Below are 21,072 nucleotides of genomic sequence, written 5' to 3'. Positions count from 1 at the left end.
ATGAAGCATATATCGATTTTTCAAATGAAGAAAGTTGGGCGAGTCGTCTAAATGAATTTCCAAATTTGATTATTTCTCAAACACTTTCAAAAGCTTACGGAATGGCGGGAATTCGCTTAGGAATTTGCTTTGCTTCGGAAGAAATTATTTCAGTTTTAAATAGAATAAAACCACCTTATAATGTTAATGAGTTAACACAACAAAAGGCTATTTATCAATTAGAAAAACATGAAATAACTCAACAACAGGTCGTTGATATATTGGATGAGCGAGGTGCGTTAGTTACTCAATTAAAGACTGTAAGTTATATTTCAAAAATATATCCAACGGATGCCAATTTTGTATTGGTAAAAGTTGATGATGCTACAGAACGTTATAATCAATTGATTGAGAAAGGTATTGTTGTTAGAAATAGAACCACACAACCTGGGTGCGAAAATTGTTTGCGATTAACAATTGGAACGTCTAAGGAAAATAAAACATTAATAGATACTTTAAATTCTTTATAATGAAAAAAGTACTTTTTATAGATAGAGATGGAACATTGGTTTTAGAGCCACCTGTAGATTATCAATTAGATAGTTTAGAGAAGCTAGAATATTACCCAAAAGTGTTTCAATACATGGCTAAAATAGCTAGTGAGTTGGATTATGAGTTGGTAATGGTAACAAATCAGGACGGTTTAGGAACAGGTAGTTTTCCTGAAGACACCTTTTGGCCTGCTCAAAATAAAATTATAAATGCTTTTGCAAAAGAAGGCGTTGTGTTTTCTGAAGTATTGATAGACAAAACGTTTCCACAGGAAAATGCAGAAACCCGTAAGCCAAAAACCGGTTTATTAACCAAGTACTTTTCCAATGATTATGATTTAGAAAATTCGTTCGTTTTGGGTGATAGAATTACCGACATGGAACTTGCTAAAAATCTAGGAGCAAAAGGTATTTATTTATCTGAAAACCCAGAATTAGGTGCCGATGAAATAGAAACTTCTAAGCAAGAAATTTTAAATTGTATTGCGCTTACAAGTACGGATTGGGCTTCGATTTATGAGTTTTTAAAGCTTAAAAACCGTGTTGAAGAAATAACACGTAATACCAATGAAACTCAGATATATATAAAATTAAATTTAGATGGTTCTGGCAAGAATAATATCGATACTGGTTTGTCTTTTTTCGACCACATGTTAGATCAAATTGGTCGTCACGGTGCCATGGATTTAACTATTAAAGTTGATGGCGATTTAGAAGTAGATGAACACCATACCATTGAGGATACAATGATTGCTTTAGGCGAATTATTCAATAAAGCTTTAGGAAATAAATTAGGAATAGAACGTTACGGTTTCTGTTTACCAATGGATGATTGTTTAGCGCAAGTAGCGGTTGATTTTGGAGGAAGAAATTGGTTAGAATGGGATGCAGAATTTAAACGTGAAAAAATTGGTGATATGCCAACAGAAATGTTTTTCCATTTATTTAAATCGTTTACCGATGGGGCCAAATGTAATTTAAACATAAAAGCAGAAGGCACAAATGAACATCATAAAATAGAAGGTATTTTTAAAGCCTTTGCAAAAGCCATGAAAATGGCCGTAAAAAGAGATGCAAATAAAATGTTTTTACCATCAACAAAAGGAATGCTTTAAAAATTTAAGAATTCAGATTTTTGAATTACGATTATATAATCGTAAATCGAAAATTGTAAATCGAAAATAAATTGAAATTAGTCATAATAAATTACGGTGCGGGAAACATTAAAAGCATACAATTTGCCTTTAAAAGATTGGGAGTTGATGCCATTTTATCGAATGATCCTGAGGAAATTAGAGCAGCCGATAAAATTATTTTCCCAGGAGTCGGTGAGGCTAGTACAGCTATGGCTATGTTGAAAGAAAGTGGTTTAGATAAATTGATTCCAACTTTAAAACAGCCTGTATTAGGCATTTGTTTAGGTATGCAATTGCTTTGCTTGTCAACCGAAGAAGGAAATACAAAAGGTTTAGGGATCTTTCAGTCCCATGTAAAACGTTTTTCAAACGATGTGAAAGTGCCTCAAATGGGATGGAATGTTATTAAAGACCTAAAGTCTGATTTATTTAAAGGCATTAAAGAAAACGAATACATGTATTTAGTTCACAGTTATTATGCAGAACATTGCAAAGAAACTATCGCTAAAACAGATTATGGACTAAATTATGCTTCAGCCTTACAGCATGAAAACTTTTATGGTGTTCAATTTCACCCAGAAAAAAGCAGTTTAGCAGGAGAACAAATATTAAAAAACTTTTTAGCGCTTTAAGGTAAAATATTAAATATTTGATATTAAATATTAGAAGTAAAAACTTAAAGATTGATGAAAAACGAAATTATTGAAAGAACGAAAAGATTTGCTTTAGGCTGTTGGCAATTTTGCTTTAAAGTTCCTAAATCTAGAGAATATAACGCTTTTGTTAATCAATTAATAAGAAGTTCAAGCTCTGTAGGTGCTAATTATCGTGCTTCTCAACGGGCAAAATCTACAGCAGATTTTATTAACAAACTTAAAATTGTAGAAGAGGAAGCAGATGAAAGTGTGTATTGGTTAGAGATATTTGAGGAAATACTTCCAGAACATATTCAAGAAATTTCGATTTTAAAAAGGGAAGGAAAAGAATTATTAGCAATAACGGTGGCATCCATCAATACTGCTAAGAAAAATCAAAAACGCAACTAACTTTTAATATTTTATATTTAACCTTTAATATTAATTATGAGAATAATACCAGCAATAGATATCATCGATGGAAAATGTGTCCGCTTAACAAAAGGAGATTATGAGACTAAAAAAATCTATAATGAAAACCCTTTAGAAGTTGCCAAAATGTTTGAAGCTTCTGGAATAGAATACTTGCATTTAGTAGATTTAGATGGTGCTAAGGCCAAACACATTGTGAATTATAAAGTATTGGAACAAATTGCATCAAAAACTAAATTAAAAATTGATTTTGGAGGTGGTTTAAAAACTAACGAAGATTTACATATTGCTTTTAATTCAGGAGCTAGGCAGATTACAGGAGGAAGTATAGCGGTAAAAGATGCGAGTACATTTGAAGGCTGGATTTCTAAATATGGTGGAAACAAAATTATTTTGGGAGCAGATAGTGACGCTGGAAAAATTTCCATAAGTGGTTGGATGGAGCAGAGTAAAGAGGATGTTATTCCGTTTATAAAAGGATATCAAAAGAAAGGCATTCAGTATGTTATTTGTACTGATATTTCAAAGGATGGGATGTTAGAAGGTCCGTCGTTTGATTTGTATAAAGAGATTATTGATGAATGCAGCAATAGCAGTAGTGGACAATCTATAAAATTGATTGCATCTGGTGGCATATCTCATATTGATGAACTACCAAAACTGAAAGAATTGGGGTGTGAAGGTGTTATTATTGGTAAAGCTATTTATGAAAACAGAATCAGTCTTTACGATTTAGAAAAATTTGTATAACAAAATATAAAATATTAAAAGTTAAATATTAAAAATTGATGCCAATGGAAACTTACTTCTAACTTTTTATATTTAATTTTTAACTTAAAAATATGCTAACAAAAAGAATTATACCCTGTTTAGATATTAAAAACGGACGCACCGTAAAAGGTGTTAACTTCGTTGATTTACGCGATGCCGGAGATCCTGTTGAATTAGCAAAACAATACGCTGATCAAGGAGCGGATGAATTAGTGTTTTTAGATATTTCTGCAACTTTAGAGGGTCGCGGAACCACTTTAGAAATGGTTTTGCATGTAGCCGAACAAGTTAATATTCCGTTTACTGTTGGTGGTGGTATTTCAAGTGTTGAGCATGTAGATGCATTATTACAATGTGGTGCAGACAAAGTATCGATTAACTCCTCTGCAGTTAAAAGACCCGAATTAATTAATGAATTATCTAATAAATTTGGAAGTCAATGTGTTGTTGTAGCTATTGATGCAAAGGAAGTTGATGGACAATGGCTTGTACATTTAGCAGGTGGAAGCATCCCAACAGATATCGATTTGTTTGAATGGGCTAAAGAGGTAGAAAAAAGAGGAGCTGGAGAGATTTTATTCACTTCAATGAATCATGATGGAACAAAAAACGGTTTTGCAAATGAGGCGTTGGCTAAATTATCTGAAGAGCTGAATATTCCAATTATCGCTTCTGGTGGAGCCGGAAATGTGCAACATTTTATAGATACATTTAAAGATGGAAAATCTGATGCCGCTTTGGCTGCAAGTGTATTTCATTTTGGTGAAATTCCTATTCCAGAATTAAAAAAAGAATTAAAAAAGAATCATATAGAAGTACGCATTTAAATAAATTGTGTCATTCCGCTCTTGTTGCGGAATCCACTATAAAATAATAATAAAAATTAGATTCCAGCCTTCGCAGGAAAGTCAAAAAAATATGAATATTAAATACGACCAAAACGGACTAGTCCCAGCAATCATTCAGGATGCAACTACAAAAAATGTGTTGATGTTGGGCTATATGAATGAAGCCGCATATCAAAAAACGATTGAAACAAAACAAGTAACATTTTTTAGTAGAAGTAAACAACGTTTATGGACGAAAGGTGAAGAAAGTGGTAATTTTTTAAACCTTATAGATATTAAGAATGATTGCGATAATGATTCGCTTTTAATTCAAGTAAAACCAGTTGGACCAACTTGTCATAAAGGAACTGATACCTGTTGGGCCGAAAAAAACACATCTAATTATGGGTTCTTTTCAACGCTTGAAGCTATTATTTCAGAACGTGTTGCAAATAAAGACACCAATAAATCTTATGTAGCAAGTCTATTTTCAAAAGGAATCAATAAGATTGCTCAAAAAGTAGGTGAGGAGGCTGTAGAAACCGTTATTGAAGCCATGGATAATAACGATGAATTGTTCTTATACGAATCAGCAGATCTTTTGTTTCATTACTTAATGCTGTTGCAAGCGAAAGGATTCACTTTAAAGGATATTGAAGAAGAACTTAAAGGAAGACATAAATAACAAAAAAAAGCATTAGTATTTTCTAATGCTTTTTTTATTATATAAAATTATCTTTTTAAGATAACCATCCTTTTGCTTCACTCATTCTAGAGAACCAAAAAAACAATAAAGCGAATGCAATAATCATAATGGTCATAATCATATCAGATTCGTAGCCTTTCATTAAAACATAACCCATTTGAACAATTACAGCAATTAATGATACTAGCCATAGTTTTACAGCCCAACTTTTTCTTAATAAAAGCCCGATAGCAGCAATGGCACCGGCAAAAACGGCTATGGCGAATGCCGCAGTAATCCAAGTTGGCATACTTGCAGCAATTTCTAATTGTTCTTCCGAATACATGGCGCGGTAACTTTCAGTATTGTAAGCTTGTTGTAAATACGCATTTACTCCCATGGCGTTCCATATCACGGCAATAACGCTTACAATCCAAAACCAAATTGGTGGTTTATTTGTGGTATTTGTTGTCATAATTTTAATGTTTTAGTTAGTAAATAATAATACAATGTATAATTTTTTTGTCACATTCAATAAATAACCTAATTTCAAAATCTATTTTTAATCAAAAATGAAAAAATACTTTTACGTTATAAATATCCAATATTTGGGCTATCGTTTTCATGGTTGGCAAAAGCAACCAGATGTGAAAACCTTACATTTAATGGTGGATAGAACATTAAATTATATTTTGGAAGGTAAGTATTTTAAAAGTTTAAGTTCGGGAAGAACGGATGCTATGGTGTCAGCTGAAAGTGCTTATTTTGAGTTGTTTTTAAAACACAATATTGAAGACGAAACTGCTTTTCTAGAGCTTTTTAATACCAATCTTCCTCAAGACATTAGAGCCTTGTCTATAAAAGAAGTTGATGCTAAATTCAATATCATTAATAATTCAAAAATTAAAGAATATTTATATCTTTTTGCATTTGGTGAAAAATGTCATCCATTTTGTGCTCCAATAATGACAACTATTCTAGATGAATTAAACATCGATCTTATGAAACAAGGCGCAAAACTTTTTGAAGGTGAAAATTATTTAAAATCCTATTGCTACAAACCTACAGATAATGGTGTTTATACTAGAGCCATTGAAACTTGTGAATTGGTAGAGAATAATATATATACGGCCAATTACTTTCCTGAGAAATCCTACATTTTAAGAGTTAGAGGTAAAGGTTTTATGAGAAATCAAATCCGACTCATGATGGGGACACTTATCGATTTAGGAAAAGGGAAATTGACACTTCAAGATATAGAAAATAGCTTAAAACCCGATAGCAATGTAAAAATGGATTATATAGCACCAGCTTCGGGGTTAATTCTAAAAAACATTAAGTTCACATAAACACTTGGTTAACAATTTATTACTCTTCAATTTATGTGAATTATATAAATTATACCGATAACCTTGTAACAAGGTTCTTTCATTCATTCCCGATATTTGTATTGTATTAATCCGAGTTAATTCTCAAAAAACAAATATTAATCAATAAAACTATAAATTATGTTACGTTGGACAATCACGTTTATTATAATAGCCTTAATAGCTGGAGTTTTAGGCTTTAGTGATATTGCAGGAGCATCGGCTGGAATAGCAAAAATATTTTTCTTTGTGTTCTTAGTATTATTTGTGTTATCGCTTATTCGAGGCGTTTTTAAGAAATAATGAAGATTAATTTATAAACCTTTTAAAACATAGTATGGGATATTAATCCTAAGAAAAAGAATCATTAAATAAAATTATAAACTAAAATTTAACAAAAATGAAAAACTTAATATTTATATGCACATTATTATTATTTACTAATGCTGCAATCGCGCAAGAAAAACAAGTAGACATAAAAGAAGAATCTGAAATTAAAACTGTAAAAGTTAAGGATGCGGAAAAGACAACTGAGAAAAAATTAAAGGTCATAACCAGAGAAACAACATCGATAGAACTAGATGAAAACGATAAAAACAAAGTAAATCAAGAACGTGTTAACGCCACTTCAAAAGTAGAAAAAATGATAATGGCAGATAATGATGATGATGATGACTATGATGTTTTAACAAGTGAAACATATTATAAAATTGGTGAAGAAAATTATTTATTTAAGCCTAGTAATCGAGGATTTGATATTGCTTTTAAAAAGAATGAATCCGTATTTGTCCCTATTGAAAAAGCTTTGAACACCAATGCAAATGGGCATTATTTAGTAAAAGGCGATACCTATTCTGGTATTGGATATTTTAATAAGGTTGGTCATTTTGTAATTCAATATTATGATGAAAAAATGGATAGTATAGAAACTAAAACCTATATTTTTGCTGAAACAAATGATTAAAATTTAAATAACATTAATTCAAAAAGCCCTAATAATTTAGGGCTTTTTGTATTTTTATAAAAAAGTAATTTTCTATGAGTCCAATTATACCAAAATCAGTCTTCACTTTTTTCAATAAACTAGAAAAAAATAATAATCGCGATTGGTTTAATGATAATAAGCCTGAATTTAAATCTATAGAAAAGGAAGTAAAAAAGGTGTATCACTCTGTTTTTGAAAACCTAAATAAACACGATGAAGTTGATAAAATGAAAATGTTCAGAATTTATCGTGATGTCCGTTTTTCAAAAAATAAACTGCCTTATAAAACACATTTTGGAGGATCATTTAATAGATTAAAGCCCAGATTAAGAGGTGGTTATTACTTGCATATTCAACCAAATAATGAAAGTTTTATTGCTACAGGTTTTTGGGAACCTAACAAAGAAGATTTATTGCGAATCCGTAAAGAATTTGAAATGGACGATTCGGAAATTAGAGACATTCTTTCGAACAAAAAGTTTAATGCTGTTTGGGGAAATACCTTTGTTGGTGATGAAGTGAAATCGGCTCCTAGAGGGTTTGATAAAGATCATGAAGCCATAGATTTAATAAAGAAGAAACAATATATTTTCACTAAAAAATATACCGACAAAGAGGTTTTAGACGCTAATTTTTTAAATGAAGTTGATACCGCTTTTAAAGCAATTCGCCCATTTTTTGATTATATGAGCGATGTGCTTACTACTGATTTAAACGGTGTTTCGCTTATATAATATCAATAATTACATATTTTGTTTGATTAAACTCAAAACGATCGTTTTTGGTTTTGTTTTTAAGAAGTTGTGCAATTGGTGAGCTCAGCGAAATGGCATAATAGTCAACATTATCAAGCACTATCTTTCCGATACCTGTAGAAAGGTAAAAGTTCATGGTTTCTGTTTTAACAAGGCTTCCTAAAACAGCAGTTTCAAAGTTAATATTCGTTTTAATTTGTTTTAAATATTCTTTGGTTTTCTGAGCATCATTTAGATGTTCTAGGTTTTTTTCAAGGTCATTCTGCAATTTCCCATTACCTGCATCGTCTTCGTCAGAATCGCCTTTATCATTGCTTTCAATCGATTCCTTAATTAAATTTATTTCTTCCTTGTAATCGTTAATGCGTTTGTCTACACGTTCATTACAAACTTGCAAAAGCTGTTGTTTTGTTGTCATTAAAGGATTTTATATAGCGATTAAAAGTTCCGAATTTTCAAAAACCTGAATATGGCCTATTAATCGGTCCTTAACAATAGTCATCATACGTTTATTTAAAGCTGAAGAATTTTTAATATAAATCAAATACTCTTCAACCGTAAAAACACCTATAATCATGCCTTTCATGGAGTTTCGAAGTTTCATGTCTTTTTGAATGGCATTTTCAATATATTCTATGCGTTTTTCTAGCGACAAATCATAAAAAACCGATTTATGTTTTGCTATATAGTTTCTAAACACTTCAATTAATAAATCGTTTTGAAATTTAATAACAGGGCGCAAAACCAAATTCTGGAAACGCTCATCATTACTCATGGTATCATTTATTGTAGCGCTTAAAAATTCTGGCCTAATGTTTTTAAGGTTAAATTGTCTGGAGTCCATTTTTGTAGATTTTCAATAAAAATATTGAATATCTAGCAGGTATTTAAATGGTTAATTTATAATTGTTAACGAGGTTATCAACATTCAACTTTTTCTTTACCTTTATAGCTTAATAGATTTTAGATAAAAAAGTATTGGAAAGTATGAGATTTCACACCAGAAAATGGATTAAGCCAGAAGATTTAAACGCCAATGGGACTTTGTTTGGAGGGCGATTATTAGATTGGATTGATGAAGAGGCAGCATTATATGCCATTGTTCAATTAGAAAATCAAAAAGTAGTAACAAAATATATTAGTGAAATTGATTTTAGAGCATCTGCAAAGCAAGGTGATGTAATAGAAATTGGAATTAAGGCTGTTAATTTTGGAAAAGCATCGCTCACTTTAAGTTGTGAGGTTAGAAATATGATGACCAGAGAAACCATTATAACCATTTCAAATATCGTTATGGTGAATATTGGTCCAGATGGTCATGTTTTACCACACGGAAAAACTAAAGTTGAATACGTAAAAGACAGATTATAGGCATTTAGCTTAATTTATCTTTATAAATTGTAATCAATTATTTGTTTTTATTGCATAAAATGCAATGATTTATACTTCCATTATATATTTTATAAAAATTTAATATCAAGGTGGTCTAAAGTTTCGATTATCTGTAATATAAATTAACTTTGTATTCCTTAAAAAAAATTAATATTTATGAGCAAATCATTGTTTGACAAAGTATGGGATTCGCATATGGTGCGAAGCATTGCAGATGGACCAGATGTATTATATATTGACCGTCATTTAATTCACGAAGTTACTAGTCCTGTGGCTTTTGTAGGATTAGAGAGTAGAGGTTTAAGTGTTTTATATCCAGAGCGTACTTTCGCTGTTGCCGATCATAATACACCAACAATAAATCAACATTTACCAGTTCAAGATCCATTATCTGCTAATCAGTTAAAAACATTAGAAGATAATGCTAATAAATATGGCATTAGCCATTGGGGTTTAGGGCATCAAAATAATGGTATTGTGCATGTTGTAGGTCCGGAAAACGGTATAACACTTCCTGGCGCTACAATTGTTTGTGGAGATTCACATACATCAACTCATGGTGCTTTTGGTGCTATTGCATTCGGAATTGGTACTTCGGAAGTTGAAATGGTATTAACAACACAATGTATCATGCAACCTAAACCAAAGAAAATGCGTATTAGCGTTAATGGTGCATTAAATAAAGGTGTGACACCTAAAGATGTTGGTTTATATATTATTTCGCAACTAACAACTTCTGGTGCTACAGGATATTTTGTAGAATATGCAGGTGATGTTTTTGAAAACATGACTATGGAAGGGCGTATGACTGTTTGTAACTTATCTATTGAGATGGGTGCTCGTGGTGGTATGGTTGCTCCAGATCAGAAAACATTTGATTATATAAAAGGGCGTCCAAAAACTCCAAAAGGAGCAGATTGGGATTCTGCAATGGCATACTGGAAAACTTTAAAAACGGATGACGGTGTTGTTTTTGATAAAGAATTAACATTTGATGCTGCTGATATTGAACCTATGATTACCTACGGAACAAATCCAGGTATGGGAATGGGGATTTCAAACAAAATTCCAACGGCTGCAAATGCTGGAGGCGGAAAAGCAACTTATGATAAGTCTTTAGCTTACATGGGATATGCTGAAAATGAACAAATGATTGGAAAGAAAATCGATTACGTTTTTATTGGTAGTTGTACTAATGGTCGTATTGAAGATTTTAGAGCGTTCGCATCTATTGTAAAAGGAAGAAAAAAGGCTGATAATGTTACGGCTTGGTTAGTTCCAGGTTCGCATATTGTTGAAGAACAAATTAAAAAAGAAGGGTTGCTTGATATTTTTGAAGAAGCTGGTTTTGTTTTAAGAGAACCAGGTTGTTCTGCTTGTTTAGCTATGAATGATGATAAAGTACCAGCTGGAAAATATGCAGTCAGTACATCAAATAGAAACTTTGAAGGTCGTCAAGGACCAGGATCAAGAACCTTATTGGCTAGTCCATTAGTTGCTGCTGCAGCTGCCGTTACTGGTGTTGTAACTGACCCAAGAGATTTACTTTAATCCCCCAAACCACAGAAGGGGGCTTTTAAAAACTAGTATAAAAATTAAATTAAAAAGTAAAATATTAATGGACTTCAAGACTTTGAATATTTAATATTGAACTTTAAACTTATTAAACATGGCTTACGATAAATTTACAACATTAACGAGTACTGCAGTTCCATTACCAATTGAGAATGTAGATACCGATCAAATTATACCAGCACGTTTTTTAAAAGCTACAAAACGTGAAGGTTTTGGAGATAACTTATTCCGTGATTGGAGATATAATGGTGATAATACACCTAAACAAGATTTTGTTTTAAATAACCCTATTTACAAAGGAAAAATTCTAGTAGGAGGTAAGAACTTTGGTTCTGGATCTTCAAGAGAGCATGCTGCTTGGGCGGTTTACGATTATGGTTTCCGTTGTGTAGTGTCTAGTTTCTTTGCAGATATTTTTAAGAATAACTGTTTGAATATTGGTGTATTGCCGGTTCAAATTAGTCCTGAATTTGCTGATGAGATTTTTGAAGCTATTTATGCAGATGCAAATACTGAGTTAGAAATTAACTTAGAAGCTCAAACCATCACCTTATTATCTTCTGGTTCAAAAGAGTCTTTTGACATTAATGGATACAAAAAAGGAAACATGTTAAATGGTTTTGATGATATCGACTATTTACAAAGTATGAAAAGTGAGATTGAAACATTTACTGAAACTCGCCCTTTCTAAAACATGAGCGTTAAGCACATAGAAATAATGGATACGACATTGCGCGATGGTGAACAAACCTCGAGCGTGTCGTTTTCTGCTTCTGAGAAACTTACTATTGCCAAACTTTTACTTGAAGAATTAAAAGTAGATCGTATTGAAATTGCGTCTGCTCGTGTGTCTGAAGGCGAACTTCAAGCCGTTAAGGAAATTACCGAATGGGCTTCAGAAAACGATTATCTTGACAAAGTAGAAGTGCTAACTTTTGTTGATAAAGGCATTTCCATAAAATGGATGGTTGACGCTGGTGCAAAGGTTCAAAACTTACTTACTAAAGGTTCGTTAAATCATTTAACTCATCAGCTTAAAAAGACTCCTTATCAACACTTTAGTGAAATAAAAGAGAATATAGATTTTGCAAATAAAAATGGTATTTATACCAATGTTTATTTGGAAGATTGGAGTAATGGCATGCGGAATTCTAAAGCCTATGTTTTTGAATATTTAGCCTTTTTGGCAACGCAACCAGTTAAGCGCATTATGCTACCAGATACTTTGGGTGTTTTAACGCCTAAAGAATCGTTTGATTTTGTAAAAGAAATAAAAGATACCTACCCGAATTTGCATTTTGATTTTCATGCGCATAATGATTATGATTTGGGCGTAGCAAACGTTATGGAAGGTTTAAGAGCTGGTGCTGATGGTTTACATTTAACCGTAAATGGCATGGGCGAACGCGCAGGAAATGCACCAATGTCTAGCACGATTGCTGTAATAAATGATTTTATGCCAGAAATTAAAGTTGGTGTAAATGAAAAGATGCTTTATACCGTAAGTAAATTGGTTGAAAACTTTTCAGGAGTTATGATTCCTGCCAATAAACCTATTATTGGTGCCAATGTATTTACGCAAACTGCTGGGATTCATGCCGATGGTGATAATAAAAATAATTTATATTTCAGCGATTTAATGCCTGAGCGTTTTGGTAGAACACGCCAATATGCTTTAGGGAAATCGTCTGGGAAAGCTAATATTCAAAAGAACTTGCAGCAATTAGGACTTCAGCTTAATGATGAAGACTTAAAGAAAGTAACGCAACGTATTATTGAATTAGGCGATAAAAAACAGGTGGTTACAAAAGAGGATTTGCCTTATATTATTTCGGATGTTTTAGATAGAACCTATGAAGAAAAGGTAAAAGTGAACTCTTATGTATTAACACATTCTAAAGGTTTAAAACCTTCAACAACGGTTTCTATTACTATTGAAAACGAGACTTTTGAAGAGCATGCGCAAGGTGATGGACAATATGATGCGTTTATGAATGCTGTAAAAAGTATTTTTAAAAGGAAAAATGTGATATTGCCAAAGTTAATTGATTATGCGGTGAGAATACCTCCTGGAAGTAATTCGGATGCGTTATGTGAAACGATTATTACTTGGAAGAGTGCTGAAAAAGAATTTAAAACTCGTGGTTTAGATAGTGACCAAACGGTTTCGGCTATTAAAGCTACTGAGAAGATGTTGAATATTGTGGTGAGTTAGGAGTTTGAAGTTTGAAGCATGAAGTTAGCTTGTTTGCGGATAAGTATTGACCGCTTACTGAGAACTGACGATTGCGGGCTGACCCGCGTTAGGCCTGCCTGCCGGCAGGCAGGGATTGTAGTGGAAATCCTTTTTTGTGTCACCCTGAGCGCAGTCGCAGGGTTAAACACAAAAAAGATTGGAACGTAAAGCCCGACCTAGGTCCTGAACTAAATTCAGGATTTAGGTAACGCCCAAATAAAAATGATTATTAAAAGATTAAAATAAATACAATGAAATTAAATATTGCCCTTTTAGCCGGAGACGGAATTGGACCAGAAGTTATAGATCAAGCTGTAAAAGTGAGCGATGCTGTAGCAAAGAAATTTGGACATGAATTAAACTGGAGACCTGCATTGACAGGTGCTGCGGCAATTGATGCTGTTGGGGAACCTTACCCAGATGAAACTCATGAAATTTGTAAAAGTTCTGATGCTGTGTTATTTGGTGCTATTGGACATCCGCGTTTTGATAATGATCCGTCTGCAAAGGTACGTCCGGAGCAAGGTTTGTTAAAAATGCGTAAGGCTTTAGGCTTGTTTGCTAATGTGCGTCCAACGTTTACGTTTCCGTCGTTATTAGATAAATCGCCACTAAAAAGAGAACGTATTGAAGGTACCGATTTGGTGTTTTTACGTGAGCTTACTGGCGGTATTTACTTTGGTGAAAAGGGTAGAAGAGATGGTGGAGAAACGGCCTTTGACAACTGTGTTTATACGCGTGCTGAAGTGCAACGTTTGGCTAAAAAAGGTTTTGAATTAGCGATGACACGTTCTAAGCGATTATGTTGTGTTGATAAAGCTAACGTTTTGGAAACATCTCGTTTGTGGAGAGAAACGGTTCAAGCGATGGAAAAAGATTATCCTGAGGTTGAAGTGAGTTATGAGTTTGTTGATGCGGTTTCGATGCGTTTCGTACAATGGCCAAATAGCTATGATGTGTTGATTACTGAAAACTTATTTGGTGATATTTTAACAGATGAAGCTTCGGTTATTTCTGGATCGATGGGATTAATGCCATCGGCATCTTTAGGATCTGATATTGGTTTATTTGAGCCTATTCACGGATCGTACCCACAAGCAACTGGATTGAATATTGCTAATCCAATGGCTACGGTTTTATCGGCTGCAATGATGTTTGAGAACTTCGGATTAATGGAAGAAGGCAAAGCGATTAGAGATGCTGTTAATAGTGCTTTAGAAAAAGGCATGGTTACTGAAGATTTAGCTGATGGCGGAAAAGCTTACGGTACTAAAGAAGTTGGTGACTGGTTGGCTAGTAATATCTAAACTTAGATTAAAACATATATAAAACCCTGTAGAATTTATATTTTACAGGGTTTTTTGCTTTAATCTATAATATTTATGAGGTTTCGACTGCGCTCAACCTGACAATGAAGTTTAATTTGACAAACTTAGTTTAATGAATTTTTAAAACTAGAATGACTTGGTAACTCAAAAACTTCTAATTCAAAATAGGGCAGGGCCGCTAATAGATGATCGAAAATATCAGCCATAATGTATTCGTAATTCTCCCAACGTTTATCGCTGCTAAATGCATAAATTTCTAATGGAATACCTTGTGTGGTTGGTGCTAATTGACGCGCCATAATCATCATATCTTTATTGATGGCAGAATGATTTCTTAAATAACTATCTATATATTTTCTAAAAACACCAAGGTTGGTAAGGTTTCGTCCATTTAACAACAAGGTTTTATCAATGTTGTTTGTACTGTTATAGGTTGAAATATCCTTCTGTCTGGTTTCCAAATACGATGAAATAAGTTGAATACTTTTAAGTTTTTCAACTTCTGCTTCGGATAAATATTTTACACCATCTTGCTTGATAATCAAGGCTCTCCTAATTCGTCGTCCATCAGAATCCGTCATACCACGCCAATTTTTAAACGAGTCTGATATTAAGGCATAGGTTGGAATGGTGGTAATGGTTTTATCGAAATTCTGTACTTTTACTGTGGCTAAATTGATTTCAATAACATCACCATCGGCGCCATATTTTTCAAAAGTAATCCAATCGCCAATACGAACCATATCGTTTATAGACACTTGAATACTGGCAACAAAACCCATGATAGTATCTTTAAAAACCAAAATAACTACGGCAGATATCGCACCCATTCCGGTAACGAACTTTATAAATTCAATTCCAGTTATAATGGCTATGGCAGATAGGAAACCAACAATCCAAGCAAAAATCATAAAGACTTGAATGTAACTATCAATAGGTTTATCTTTTAAACCTGGTAGTGTTTTAAAGTAATCTTTAAGGGTGTTTAGTAAACTTCTAACAATCCAAAGCGTTAATATAATAGCAAAAACCTGAAGAATGGTTTCTATTATAATATCGGAATTTGGGAAATCGTAAAAAACAATAGGCGCAAAGTTTAATGCAATTAGAAAAGGTACGATGTGCGCTATATTTCGAGGTACTTTATTGGCTACTAAATAGTCATCAAAATTTGTTTTTGATTTGGTAGCAAACTGGCCAAAAACACCAATTAATAACTTACGGATAATAAAATCTGCGATAAAAATAATTAGCAATAATGCAACTAATAAGGCTATCATATTTAAATACTTAGCCATAACATCATTAGTACCCAAAGACACTAAATAGTCGAATAAAATATGTTTATAGGATGTCATTAATTTTTTACAGATTTTAGATATTTTCTATCTATATAAAACGTTCCGAAAGGAATTATTGAAGCAATAAGCACAATCAAAAATTCTTTATTATTCCAAGAAAATTCTTTTTTGAAAAGAAATGCTAAAGCCACGTACGCCATAAATAAAATACCGTGTGGCATTCCTAAAAGCTTAACATACTGCGGATCGCCTTGTAAATATTTGATTGGCGTTGCAATAAACAAAAGAAGGATATATGAAACACCTTCTAAAATAGCTACTATTCTAAATATATTTAATGATGAAAACATGCTGTTTTAATTTTGTGCAAAAATAAGCTTCAAAAAGAACTTTTGCTTTATTTATGAAGAATAGTTTCCGTGTTTAGAGAAGAAAATTTAATTACTACAAGACATTGAAAATGATAAGTCCGTAAATAGCAAAACGAACAAAACGTAAGGTACCGTAAAGCATCACATTTTTAAAAGGAAATTCAATAATACCGGCCGCCATACAAGCAATAGAAAAGGGTAGCGGCAATACCGCGCCAACCATAATTAAAAAGCCACCCCATTTTTTAGAGTTTTTAAGTTGCTTTTCCATTTTCGTTTCTAGGTAATTATGAACTGTAGGCATTTTAGTAATGGAACGTCCCATCCAATATGCCAATAAACCACCGCCATAAGATAACACCGATAATACGCCTAAATAAAACCAAGGACTGTACATTTTACCCGACCAGGCTATAAAAATTTCTGGAGGAACAAGCCCTAAAAGTGTTTCAGACACAAAAAAGAAACTTAAAACACCATATGCTGGCAAAATTTCGGTTAAATGAATTAATGCTTCATTAATGCTAAAGAAATAATTTAAAGTAAATACAGCTATAATAATGGCAATAATATATGGTAATGCTTTTTTAACTGCCTGCCAAACAAACGTATAGAATCCAGTATAGCTATAATACTGGTGTAATAATTGAAGCCGAGATTTCTCGGTTTTAGATTTATTTTTCGGTTTCATTCTTGAATAAATAAAGGGAATACAAATATATAGTGAAATACCTAAGAATTATCATTTTAGGTTAAATTTAACAACCTTTTTTTAGTTAACTACTTCATTTTAATGACATAAGTCATTTTTTTAAAAACTAAGATGCACTAGTTTTATAAGATGAACTTTTAATCCATGAAACATGAAAGTATTTGATGAAAAACATATTAAAAATATTGTGTTAGTAGGTGCGCATTATTGTGGAAAAACAACCTTATCTGAAACCATGCTGTTTGAGGCTGGTTTAATAAATAGGAGAGGAACCGTAGAGAATCATAATACCGTTTCAGACTATCATGATATTGAACATGAAAGAAATGCATCCATATTCGCCACTCCTTTACACACCGAGTGGCGTAATTATAAAATAAATATTATAGACACACCAGGTTTGGATGATTTTATAGGTGAAATAATTTCGTCAATAAGTGTGGCAGATACCGTTGTTACTGTTATTAATGGTAGGCAAGGCGTGGAAGTGGGTACTGAAATTATTTGGAATTATATTGATAAATATAGAAAGGCAACGCTATTTGTCATTAATCAAATTGACCATCCTAATTTAAAGTTTCAGGAAAGTTTTAATAGTATTAATGAACTCGTAGGCAATCATGCTGTAAAAATGCAATTCCCAGTAAAAATTGATGGCGCTCAAGGTATTATTGATGTTTTAAAAATGAAACTCTACAAGTTTAAACCTGAAGGAGGGAAGCCAGAAAAATTAAAAATTCCTGAGGAGTATCTAGAACTTGCTAATAAGCTTCATAATGAGTTAGTAGAAAAAGCTGCTGAAAATGATGATAAATTATTAGAATTATTTTTTGAAAAAGGCACGCTCAATGAAGATGAAATGCGACAAGGAATAAAAGCCGGCATGCTGAATCATGAGCTGTTTCCTGTTTTTTGCGTGTCTGCATTAAATGATATGGGAACAGGCAGATTAATGGGCTTTATTGATAATGTAGCTCCAGCAGCGTCCGAATTAAATGAAGAACAAAGTGTAGAAGGTGACATTTTAAAGCGCGATATTAAAACGCCAACAGCCTTATTCGTTTTTAAAACCATTCATCAACCTAATTTGGGTCAGATTACCTTTTTTAAAGTAAAATCGGGAGAAGTTAAATTGAACGATAAATTGGTAAACCCAAGAAATAATGAAACTGAAACTATCAACCAATTGTTTATCATGGATGGTAAAGAGCGGCAACCAGTTAATAAATTAACGGTAGGTGATATTGGCGCCACTTTAAAATTAAAGTTTACCGATACGAACGATACTTTAAGAAATGAAAAAAGTAAAACAACCATAAAACCCATTAAATTCCCAGAGCCTAGAATTAGAAAAAGTGTGACAGCAATCGAAAAAAAGGATGAAGAAAAACTAATTGAGGCCCTTAAAAAAATTCATAGTCAAGATTTAACAGCTGTTTTGGAATATTCAAAAGAATCAAAACAGCAATTATTAGGCTGCCAAGGTGAGTTACATTTAGCTACAATCGATTGGACATTAAAACATGTTTATGGCATTGAGGCAGAATTTGAAAAGCCAAAAATTATTTATCGAGAAACCATTCAACGTCCGTCAACAGCTAGTTATAAGCATAAAAAACAATCTGGTGGTTCCGGACAATTTGGTGAAGTACACATGAAAATTGAACCTTGGTATGAAGGCATGCCTGAGCCAGAAGGTTTTAGTTTAAGAGGGAAAGAAGATATTGAATTGCCTTGGGGTGGAAAGCTCATTTTTTATAACTGTATTGTTGGTGGTGTTATTGATCAGCGGTATTTACCATCTATTATGAAAGGTGTTTTAGAAGTTATGGAAGATGGTCCGCTAACAGGTTCGTATGTAAGAGACTTGCGGGTTATGGTTTATGATGGCAAGATGCACTCGGTAGACTCTAACGATATTTCTTTTAAAATAGCTGGAGCTCATGCCTTTAAAGCAGCCTTTTTAAAATCGAATCCTAAATTATTAGAACCCACCAATGAATTAGTTGTAAAAGTGCCTGAGGAAATGATTGGTAGTGTGATGACCGATTTACAATCCAGAAGATCCATAATACAAGGTATTGAGAGTAGCAATAATTACCAGATTTTAAAAACCATCACGCCAGCGGCTGAATTATATGGGTATTCAACCGATTTAAGATCGCTAACACAAGGACGCGCTACATTTAAAAATGCGTTTGCATCGTACCAACCTGTGCCGGCAAATGTTCAAATGGAATTAGTAAAACAATTAGAGAAAGTAGAAGTATAATATAAAACACAAATCATATGCAAACTAAAGTATCATATTTAAGCGATTTAAAGTTCAATTTAGAAACTTGGAGAAGAGAGTTACGTTTTCATTTTAATGAAATGGACACGTTTCAAGAAAAGCTAGAAGAAATAGCGAGTAGAGAATTTGGAAAAAGAGCGACAATTCCGTTAGAAAATTTCCAAAATAGAATTATGATTGAAAAAGATGCCATATCAAAATTGATGCATCGCATTAAAAATAGAATGAATAACATTCATACAGCAGATTTTAATGAATCTATTGATGGTCGATTAATGAATGAACAACATACATTAAAAGATGACATGCGAACTTATATAAAAATGCATTATGATTTGAAAGAGGAAATGATGACCTATTTTTTGGAGTGGCTATAGCAATTTTATTTAGGCTCTAAACCATGTCGTTTTTTTTTAGTTTTAAATAAAAACAGGAGTAATTATACTAGAATATACCTGACATTAGTCATAATATAAATGAGTTTTCATGAGTATTTTTGACTAATGTTATTAAATATTCTATTATGAAAATAAGTGCAATATTTTGTTTGGTAGTTATCTTATTTACCAACTTAAGTTTTTCTCAAAACACAAAGGAAAGTAAAGACGAGTTTGAAGAAGTCATATGGCATGTAAAAGCGTTTAGGCCAGATTTAAAGTTTTTAAATATAAAGGCCATTGATAAAAATGGAAATGTTTATGATGTAAAAGCTATTCAGAATTCTAAACAAACAAGTCTGCTTGATGTGAAGGCTTTTGTAAGAGGTAATCGACTACCAATTAAGATGTTAGTTGATAAAAGAAATTATTATCCTGTTAAGGCTATTGACGAATTCGGAGACTTATTAGATATTAAGGCTGTTACTGAAGATGGGAAATATTTACCTGTTAAAGGTGTTAGTCAATCTGGTAATATAATCCATATAAAAGCAATATATGATGATAAGATTTTTTATGATGTATTTGCAATTTCTCCAAAAGGTAAAACTAATTCAGTTAAAGGAATAAAAATGAATTCTGCCGTAGCTGAAACAACCATTAGTGGAATTGTTGTATATGCTCATATAAAATCTATTCCACAAGTAGCGGATTAGTTTTTGTTTAGTGTATGCCATATTATTTGAATAAATTGATTGATTATCAATTTTTGGAATACAATAGAAAGTGGTGTACTTTATTAAAGTTTCTATTTTACATACTATTTGATAATTTGATTGAGTATCAATTTATTGAATACAATAGAAAGTGTAAGTTGTTAATTGGAAATCCTATTTTACATACTATTCGATAAATTGATTAAGTATCAATTTATGGAATACAATTGAGAGTATAAGACCTAATTTATTTTCTATTTTACATACTATTCAATAAATTGATTAAGTATCAATTTATTGAATACAATAGAAAGTAGTGTACTTAAATATATTTTCTATTTTACATAATATAAATTATAGTACAAATGTTGTCATTGGTATTTTATGAGAGGAGTCCATTTGATAGCTATAATGTAGTATTATGTAAAATATCCCAGAAGCATTTGTTTTCATAAGAATAATTGGAACTTGGGTCATTAAACTAATAAGCGGTTTGCTTCGCAGAGTTTTTTAAAACATTATGTATCTATAATTAGCCGTTATGTAAAATAGCCGCTACCAAGCGCTCGATTGTTTTATAAAATCAAATTGCTCTGGCAATTTATTTTACACACAATTATCCAACGCTTGCCAACGCCAAAATAAAAG

25 protein-coding genes are annotated in these 21,072 nt (G+C 32.3%); 19 read left to right on the top strand and 6 right to left on the bottom strand.

What is annotated here, in order from left to right; translation table 11 throughout:
• From WBN21_RS09520 to hisIE, 7 genes are all read left to right on the top strand, one after another.
• Positions 1-509, top strand: a 509-nt coding sequence (locus WBN21_RS09520; protein WP_424199694.1) for an aminotransferase class I/II-fold pyridoxal phosphate-dependent enzyme, incomplete at its 5' end; no start/stop codon positions are given.
• Positions 509-1,645 carry a bifunctional histidinol-phosphatase/imidazoleglycerol-phosphate dehydratase HisB gene (gene hisB / locus WBN21_RS09515; RefSeq protein ID WP_424199692.1) on the top strand — a complete coding sequence of 379 codons (1,137 nt, stop codon included), beginning with the start codon at positions 509-511 and terminating at the stop codon, positions 1,643-1,645. The genes WBN21_RS09520 and hisB, both read left to right, overlap by 1 nt.
• Before the next feature lie 71 nt (positions 1,646-1,716).
• Positions 1,717-2,298 (top strand): imidazole glycerol phosphate synthase subunit HisH, encoded by a 582-nt coding sequence (gene hisH, locus WBN21_RS09510; RefSeq protein ID WP_424199690.1) that lies wholly within the window; start codon positions 1,717-1,719, stop codon positions 2,296-2,298.
• 54 nt (positions 2,299-2,352) lie between these two features.
• A complete protein-coding gene (locus WBN21_RS09505) occupies positions 2,353-2,712 on the top strand; it encodes a four helix bundle protein (RefSeq protein WP_424199688.1) in 360 nt (119 codons plus the stop codon).
• Positions 2,713-2,748: 36 nt separating this feature from the next.
• Positions 2,749-3,483 carry a 1-(5-phosphoribosyl)-5-[(5-phosphoribosylamino)methylideneamino]imidazole-4-carboxamide isomerase gene (hisA, locus tag WBN21_RS09500; RefSeq protein ID WP_424199686.1) on the top strand — a complete coding sequence of 245 codons (735 nt, stop codon included), beginning with the start codon at positions 2,749-2,751 and terminating at the stop codon, positions 3,481-3,483.
• A 92-nt stretch (positions 3,484-3,575) separates the two neighbouring features.
• Positions 3,576-4,331 (top strand): imidazole glycerol phosphate synthase subunit HisF, encoded by a 756-nt coding sequence (hisF, locus tag WBN21_RS09495; RefSeq protein ID WP_424199684.1) that lies wholly within the window; start codon positions 3,576-3,578, stop codon positions 4,329-4,331.
• A gap of 55 nt (positions 4,332-4,386) precedes the next feature.
• A complete protein-coding gene (gene hisIE, locus WBN21_RS09490; RefSeq protein ID WP_424199696.1) occupies positions 4,387-5,016 on the top strand; it encodes a bifunctional phosphoribosyl-AMP cyclohydrolase/phosphoribosyl-ATP diphosphatase HisIE in 630 nt (209 codons plus the stop codon).
• A 55-nt stretch (positions 5,017-5,071) separates the two neighbouring features.
• Here hisIE and WBN21_RS09485 read toward each other — a convergent pair whose 3' ends face one another.
• A complete protein-coding gene (locus tag WBN21_RS09485; RefSeq protein ID WP_424199682.1) occupies positions 5,072-5,491 on the bottom strand; it encodes a hypothetical protein in 420 nt (139 codons plus the stop codon).
• 97 nt (positions 5,492-5,588) lie between these two features.
• Between WBN21_RS09485 and WBN21_RS09480 the strand changes: the two genes are divergently transcribed.
• From WBN21_RS09480 to WBN21_RS09465, 4 genes are all read left to right on the top strand, one after another.
• Positions 5,589-6,365: a tRNA pseudouridine(38-40) synthase TruA gene (locus WBN21_RS09480; protein ID WP_424199680.1), complete on the top strand. Its 777-nt coding sequence runs from the start codon at positions 5,589-5,591 to the stop codon at positions 6,363-6,365.
• A 159-nt stretch (positions 6,366-6,524) separates the two neighbouring features.
• Positions 6,525-6,686 (top strand): DUF1328 domain-containing protein, encoded by a 162-nt coding sequence (locus tag WBN21_RS09475; protein WP_424199679.1) that lies wholly within the window; start codon positions 6,525-6,527, stop codon positions 6,684-6,686.
• 97 nt (positions 6,687-6,783) lie between these two features.
• Entirely contained in the window at positions 6,784-7,347 is a 564-nt protein-coding gene (locus WBN21_RS09470) for a hypothetical protein (RefSeq protein ID WP_424199677.1), read from the top strand.
• Positions 7,348-7,421: 74 nt separating this feature from the next.
• Positions 7,422-8,102 (top strand): DUF2461 domain-containing protein, encoded by a 681-nt coding sequence (locus WBN21_RS09465; protein ID WP_424199675.1) that lies wholly within the window; start codon positions 7,422-7,424, stop codon positions 8,100-8,102.
• On the opposite strand, the gene WBN21_RS09460 is transcribed toward WBN21_RS09465, so the two are convergent.
• On the bottom strand, positions 8,095-8,541 hold the full coding sequence (locus tag WBN21_RS09460; RefSeq protein ID WP_424199673.1) for a transcription elongation factor: 447 nt from the start codon (positions 8,539-8,541) through the stop codon (positions 8,095-8,097). The two genes, WBN21_RS09465 and WBN21_RS09460, sit on opposite strands and share 8 nt — an antisense overlap.
• Positions 8,542-8,550: 9 nt before the next feature.
• On the bottom strand, positions 8,551-8,967 hold the full coding sequence (locus WBN21_RS09455) for a glyoxalase (RefSeq protein ID WP_424199671.1): 417 nt from the start codon (positions 8,965-8,967) through the stop codon (positions 8,551-8,553).
• Positions 8,968-9,110: 143 nt separating this feature from the next.
• Here WBN21_RS09455 and WBN21_RS09450 point away from each other — a divergent pair, with 143 nt between their 5' ends.
• The 5 genes from WBN21_RS09450 (at position 9,111) to leuB (ending at position 14,633) form a co-directional block, all read left to right on the top strand.
• Positions 9,111-9,494, top strand: coding sequence for an acyl-CoA thioesterase (locus WBN21_RS09450; RefSeq protein WP_424199669.1), 384 nt, complete (start codon positions 9,111-9,113; stop codon positions 9,492-9,494).
• 177 nt (positions 9,495-9,671) lie between these two features.
• A complete protein-coding gene (leuC, locus tag WBN21_RS09445; protein ID WP_424199667.1) occupies positions 9,672-11,066 on the top strand; it encodes a 3-isopropylmalate dehydratase large subunit in 1,395 nt (464 codons plus the stop codon).
• A gap of 118 nt (positions 11,067-11,184) precedes the next feature.
• On the top strand, positions 11,185-11,781 hold the full coding sequence (gene leuD / locus WBN21_RS09440) for a 3-isopropylmalate dehydratase small subunit (RefSeq protein WP_424199665.1): 597 nt from the start codon (positions 11,185-11,187) through the stop codon (positions 11,779-11,781).
• A 3-nt stretch (positions 11,782-11,784) separates the two neighbouring features.
• Entirely contained in the window at positions 11,785-13,305 is a 1,521-nt protein-coding gene (locus tag WBN21_RS09435; RefSeq protein WP_424199663.1) for an alpha-isopropylmalate synthase regulatory domain-containing protein, read from the top strand.
• Positions 13,306-13,577: 272 nt separating this feature from the next.
• Positions 13,578-14,633, top strand: a complete 1,056-nt coding sequence (gene leuB, locus WBN21_RS09430) for a 3-isopropylmalate dehydrogenase (RefSeq protein ID WP_424199661.1) — start codon at positions 13,578-13,580, stop codon at positions 14,631-14,633.
• Between the two features lie 125 nt (positions 14,634-14,758).
• On the opposite strand, the gene WBN21_RS09425 is transcribed toward leuB, so the two are convergent.
• The 3 genes from WBN21_RS09425 to WBN21_RS09415 all read right to left on the bottom strand — a co-directional run bounded on the left by WBN21_RS09425 (position 14,759) and on the right by WBN21_RS09415 (position 17,017).
• Positions 14,759-16,012, bottom strand: a complete 1,254-nt coding sequence (locus tag WBN21_RS09425; protein WP_424199659.1) for a mechanosensitive ion channel family protein — start codon at positions 16,010-16,012, stop codon at positions 14,759-14,761.
• The gene (locus tag WBN21_RS09420; RefSeq protein WP_424199657.1) at positions 16,012-16,305 is read right to left on the bottom strand and encodes a DUF3817 domain-containing protein; all 294 of its coding nucleotides are present in this window, start codon (positions 16,303-16,305) and stop codon (positions 16,012-16,014) included. Before WBN21_RS09420 ends, WBN21_RS09425 begins: the two co-directional genes overlap by 1 nt.
• Positions 16,306-16,399: 94 nt before the next feature.
• Positions 16,400-17,017, bottom strand: a complete 618-nt coding sequence (locus tag WBN21_RS09415) for a YqaA family protein (protein ID WP_424199655.1) — start codon at positions 17,015-17,017, stop codon at positions 16,400-16,402.
• A gap of 172 nt (positions 17,018-17,189) precedes the next feature.
• On the opposite strand from WBN21_RS09415, the gene WBN21_RS09410 reads away from it, so the two are divergent.
• The 3 genes from WBN21_RS09410 to WBN21_RS09400 all read left to right on the top strand — a co-directional run bounded on the left by WBN21_RS09410 (position 17,190) and on the right by WBN21_RS09400 (position 20,424).
• Positions 17,190-19,310, top strand: a complete 2,121-nt coding sequence (locus tag WBN21_RS09410) for an elongation factor G (RefSeq protein WP_424199653.1) — start codon at positions 17,190-17,192, stop codon at positions 19,308-19,310.
• A 17-nt stretch (positions 19,311-19,327) separates the two neighbouring features.
• The gene (locus WBN21_RS09405) at positions 19,328-19,708 is read left to right on the top strand and encodes a hypothetical protein (protein ID WP_424199652.1); all 381 of its coding nucleotides are present in this window, start codon (positions 19,328-19,330) and stop codon (positions 19,706-19,708) included.
• Between the two features lie 146 nt (positions 19,709-19,854).
• Positions 19,855-20,424 (top strand): DUF7486 family protein, encoded by a 570-nt coding sequence (locus WBN21_RS09400; protein ID WP_424199650.1) that lies wholly within the window; start codon positions 19,855-19,857, stop codon positions 20,422-20,424.
• Positions 20,425-21,072 lie beyond the last annotated feature (648 nt).

Origin of the sequence: Algibacter sp. (genome assembly GCF_049667265.1) — a bacterium.
Classification (GTDB): domain Bacteria; phylum Bacteroidota; class Bacteroidia; order Flavobacteriales; family Flavobacteriaceae; genus Algibacter_B.
The sequence above is the reverse complement of the archived record's forward strand: the minus strand, read 5'-3'. Positions and strand labels throughout refer to the sequence as shown.

Excerpts from the sequence above, each read along its gene's own strand:
- hisB (WP_424199692.1), top strand. The coding sequence starts at position 509 with ATGAAAAAAGTACTTTTTATAGATAGAGATGGAACATTGGTTTTAGAG.
- WBN21_RS09505 (WP_424199688.1), top strand. The coding sequence starts at position 2,353 with ATGAAAAACGAAATTATTGAAAGAACGAAAAGATTTGCTTTAGGCTGT.
- hisA (WP_424199686.1), top strand. The coding sequence starts at position 2,749 with ATGAGAATAATACCAGCAATAGATATCATCGATGGAAAATGTGTCCGC.
- hisF (WP_424199684.1), top strand. The coding sequence starts at position 3,576 with ATGCTAACAAAAAGAATTATACCCTGTTTAGATATTAAAAACGGACGC.
- WBN21_RS09485 (WP_424199682.1), bottom strand. The coding sequence starts at position 5,491 with ATGACAACAAATACCACAAATAAACCACCAATTTGGTTTTGGATTGTA.
- WBN21_RS09480 (WP_424199680.1), top strand. The coding sequence starts at position 5,589 with ATGAAAAAATACTTTTACGTTATAAATATCCAATATTTGGGCTATCGT.
- WBN21_RS09475 (WP_424199679.1), top strand. The coding sequence starts at position 6,525 with ATGTTACGTTGGACAATCACGTTTATTATAATAGCCTTAATAGCTGGA.
- WBN21_RS09470 (WP_424199677.1), top strand. The coding sequence starts at position 6,784 with ATGAAAAACTTAATATTTATATGCACATTATTATTATTTACTAATGCT.
- WBN21_RS09465 (WP_424199675.1), top strand. The coding sequence starts at position 7,422 with ATGAGTCCAATTATACCAAAATCAGTCTTCACTTTTTTCAATAAACTA.
- WBN21_RS09460 (WP_424199673.1), bottom strand. The coding sequence starts at position 8,541 with ATGACAACAAAACAACAGCTTTTGCAAGTTTGTAATGAACGTGTAGAC.
- WBN21_RS09455 (WP_424199671.1), bottom strand. The coding sequence starts at position 8,967 with ATGGACTCCAGACAATTTAACCTTAAAAACATTAGGCCAGAATTTTTA.
- WBN21_RS09450 (WP_424199669.1), top strand. The coding sequence starts at position 9,111 with ATGAGATTTCACACCAGAAAATGGATTAAGCCAGAAGATTTAAACGCC.
- leuC (WP_424199667.1), top strand. The coding sequence starts at position 9,672 with ATGAGCAAATCATTGTTTGACAAAGTATGGGATTCGCATATGGTGCGA.
- leuD (WP_424199665.1), top strand. The coding sequence starts at position 11,185 with ATGGCTTACGATAAATTTACAACATTAACGAGTACTGCAGTTCCATTA.
- WBN21_RS09435 (WP_424199663.1), top strand. The coding sequence starts at position 11,785 with ATGAGCGTTAAGCACATAGAAATAATGGATACGACATTGCGCGATGGT.
- leuB (WP_424199661.1), top strand. The coding sequence starts at position 13,578 with ATGAAATTAAATATTGCCCTTTTAGCCGGAGACGGAATTGGACCAGAA.
- WBN21_RS09425 (WP_424199659.1), bottom strand. The coding sequence starts at position 16,012 with ATGACATCCTATAAACATATTTTATTCGACTATTTAGTGTCTTTGGGT.
- WBN21_RS09420 (WP_424199657.1), bottom strand. The coding sequence starts at position 16,305 with ATGTTTTCATCATTAAATATATTTAGAATAGTAGCTATTTTAGAAGGT.
- WBN21_RS09415 (WP_424199655.1), bottom strand. The coding sequence starts at position 17,017 with ATGAAACCGAAAAATAAATCTAAAACCGAGAAATCTCGGCTTCAATTA.
- WBN21_RS09410 (WP_424199653.1), top strand. The coding sequence starts at position 17,190 with ATGAAAGTATTTGATGAAAAACATATTAAAAATATTGTGTTAGTAGGT.
- WBN21_RS09405 (WP_424199652.1), top strand. The coding sequence starts at position 19,328 with ATGCAAACTAAAGTATCATATTTAAGCGATTTAAAGTTCAATTTAGAA.
- WBN21_RS09400 (WP_424199650.1), top strand. The coding sequence starts at position 19,855 with ATGAAAATAAGTGCAATATTTTGTTTGGTAGTTATCTTATTTACCAAC.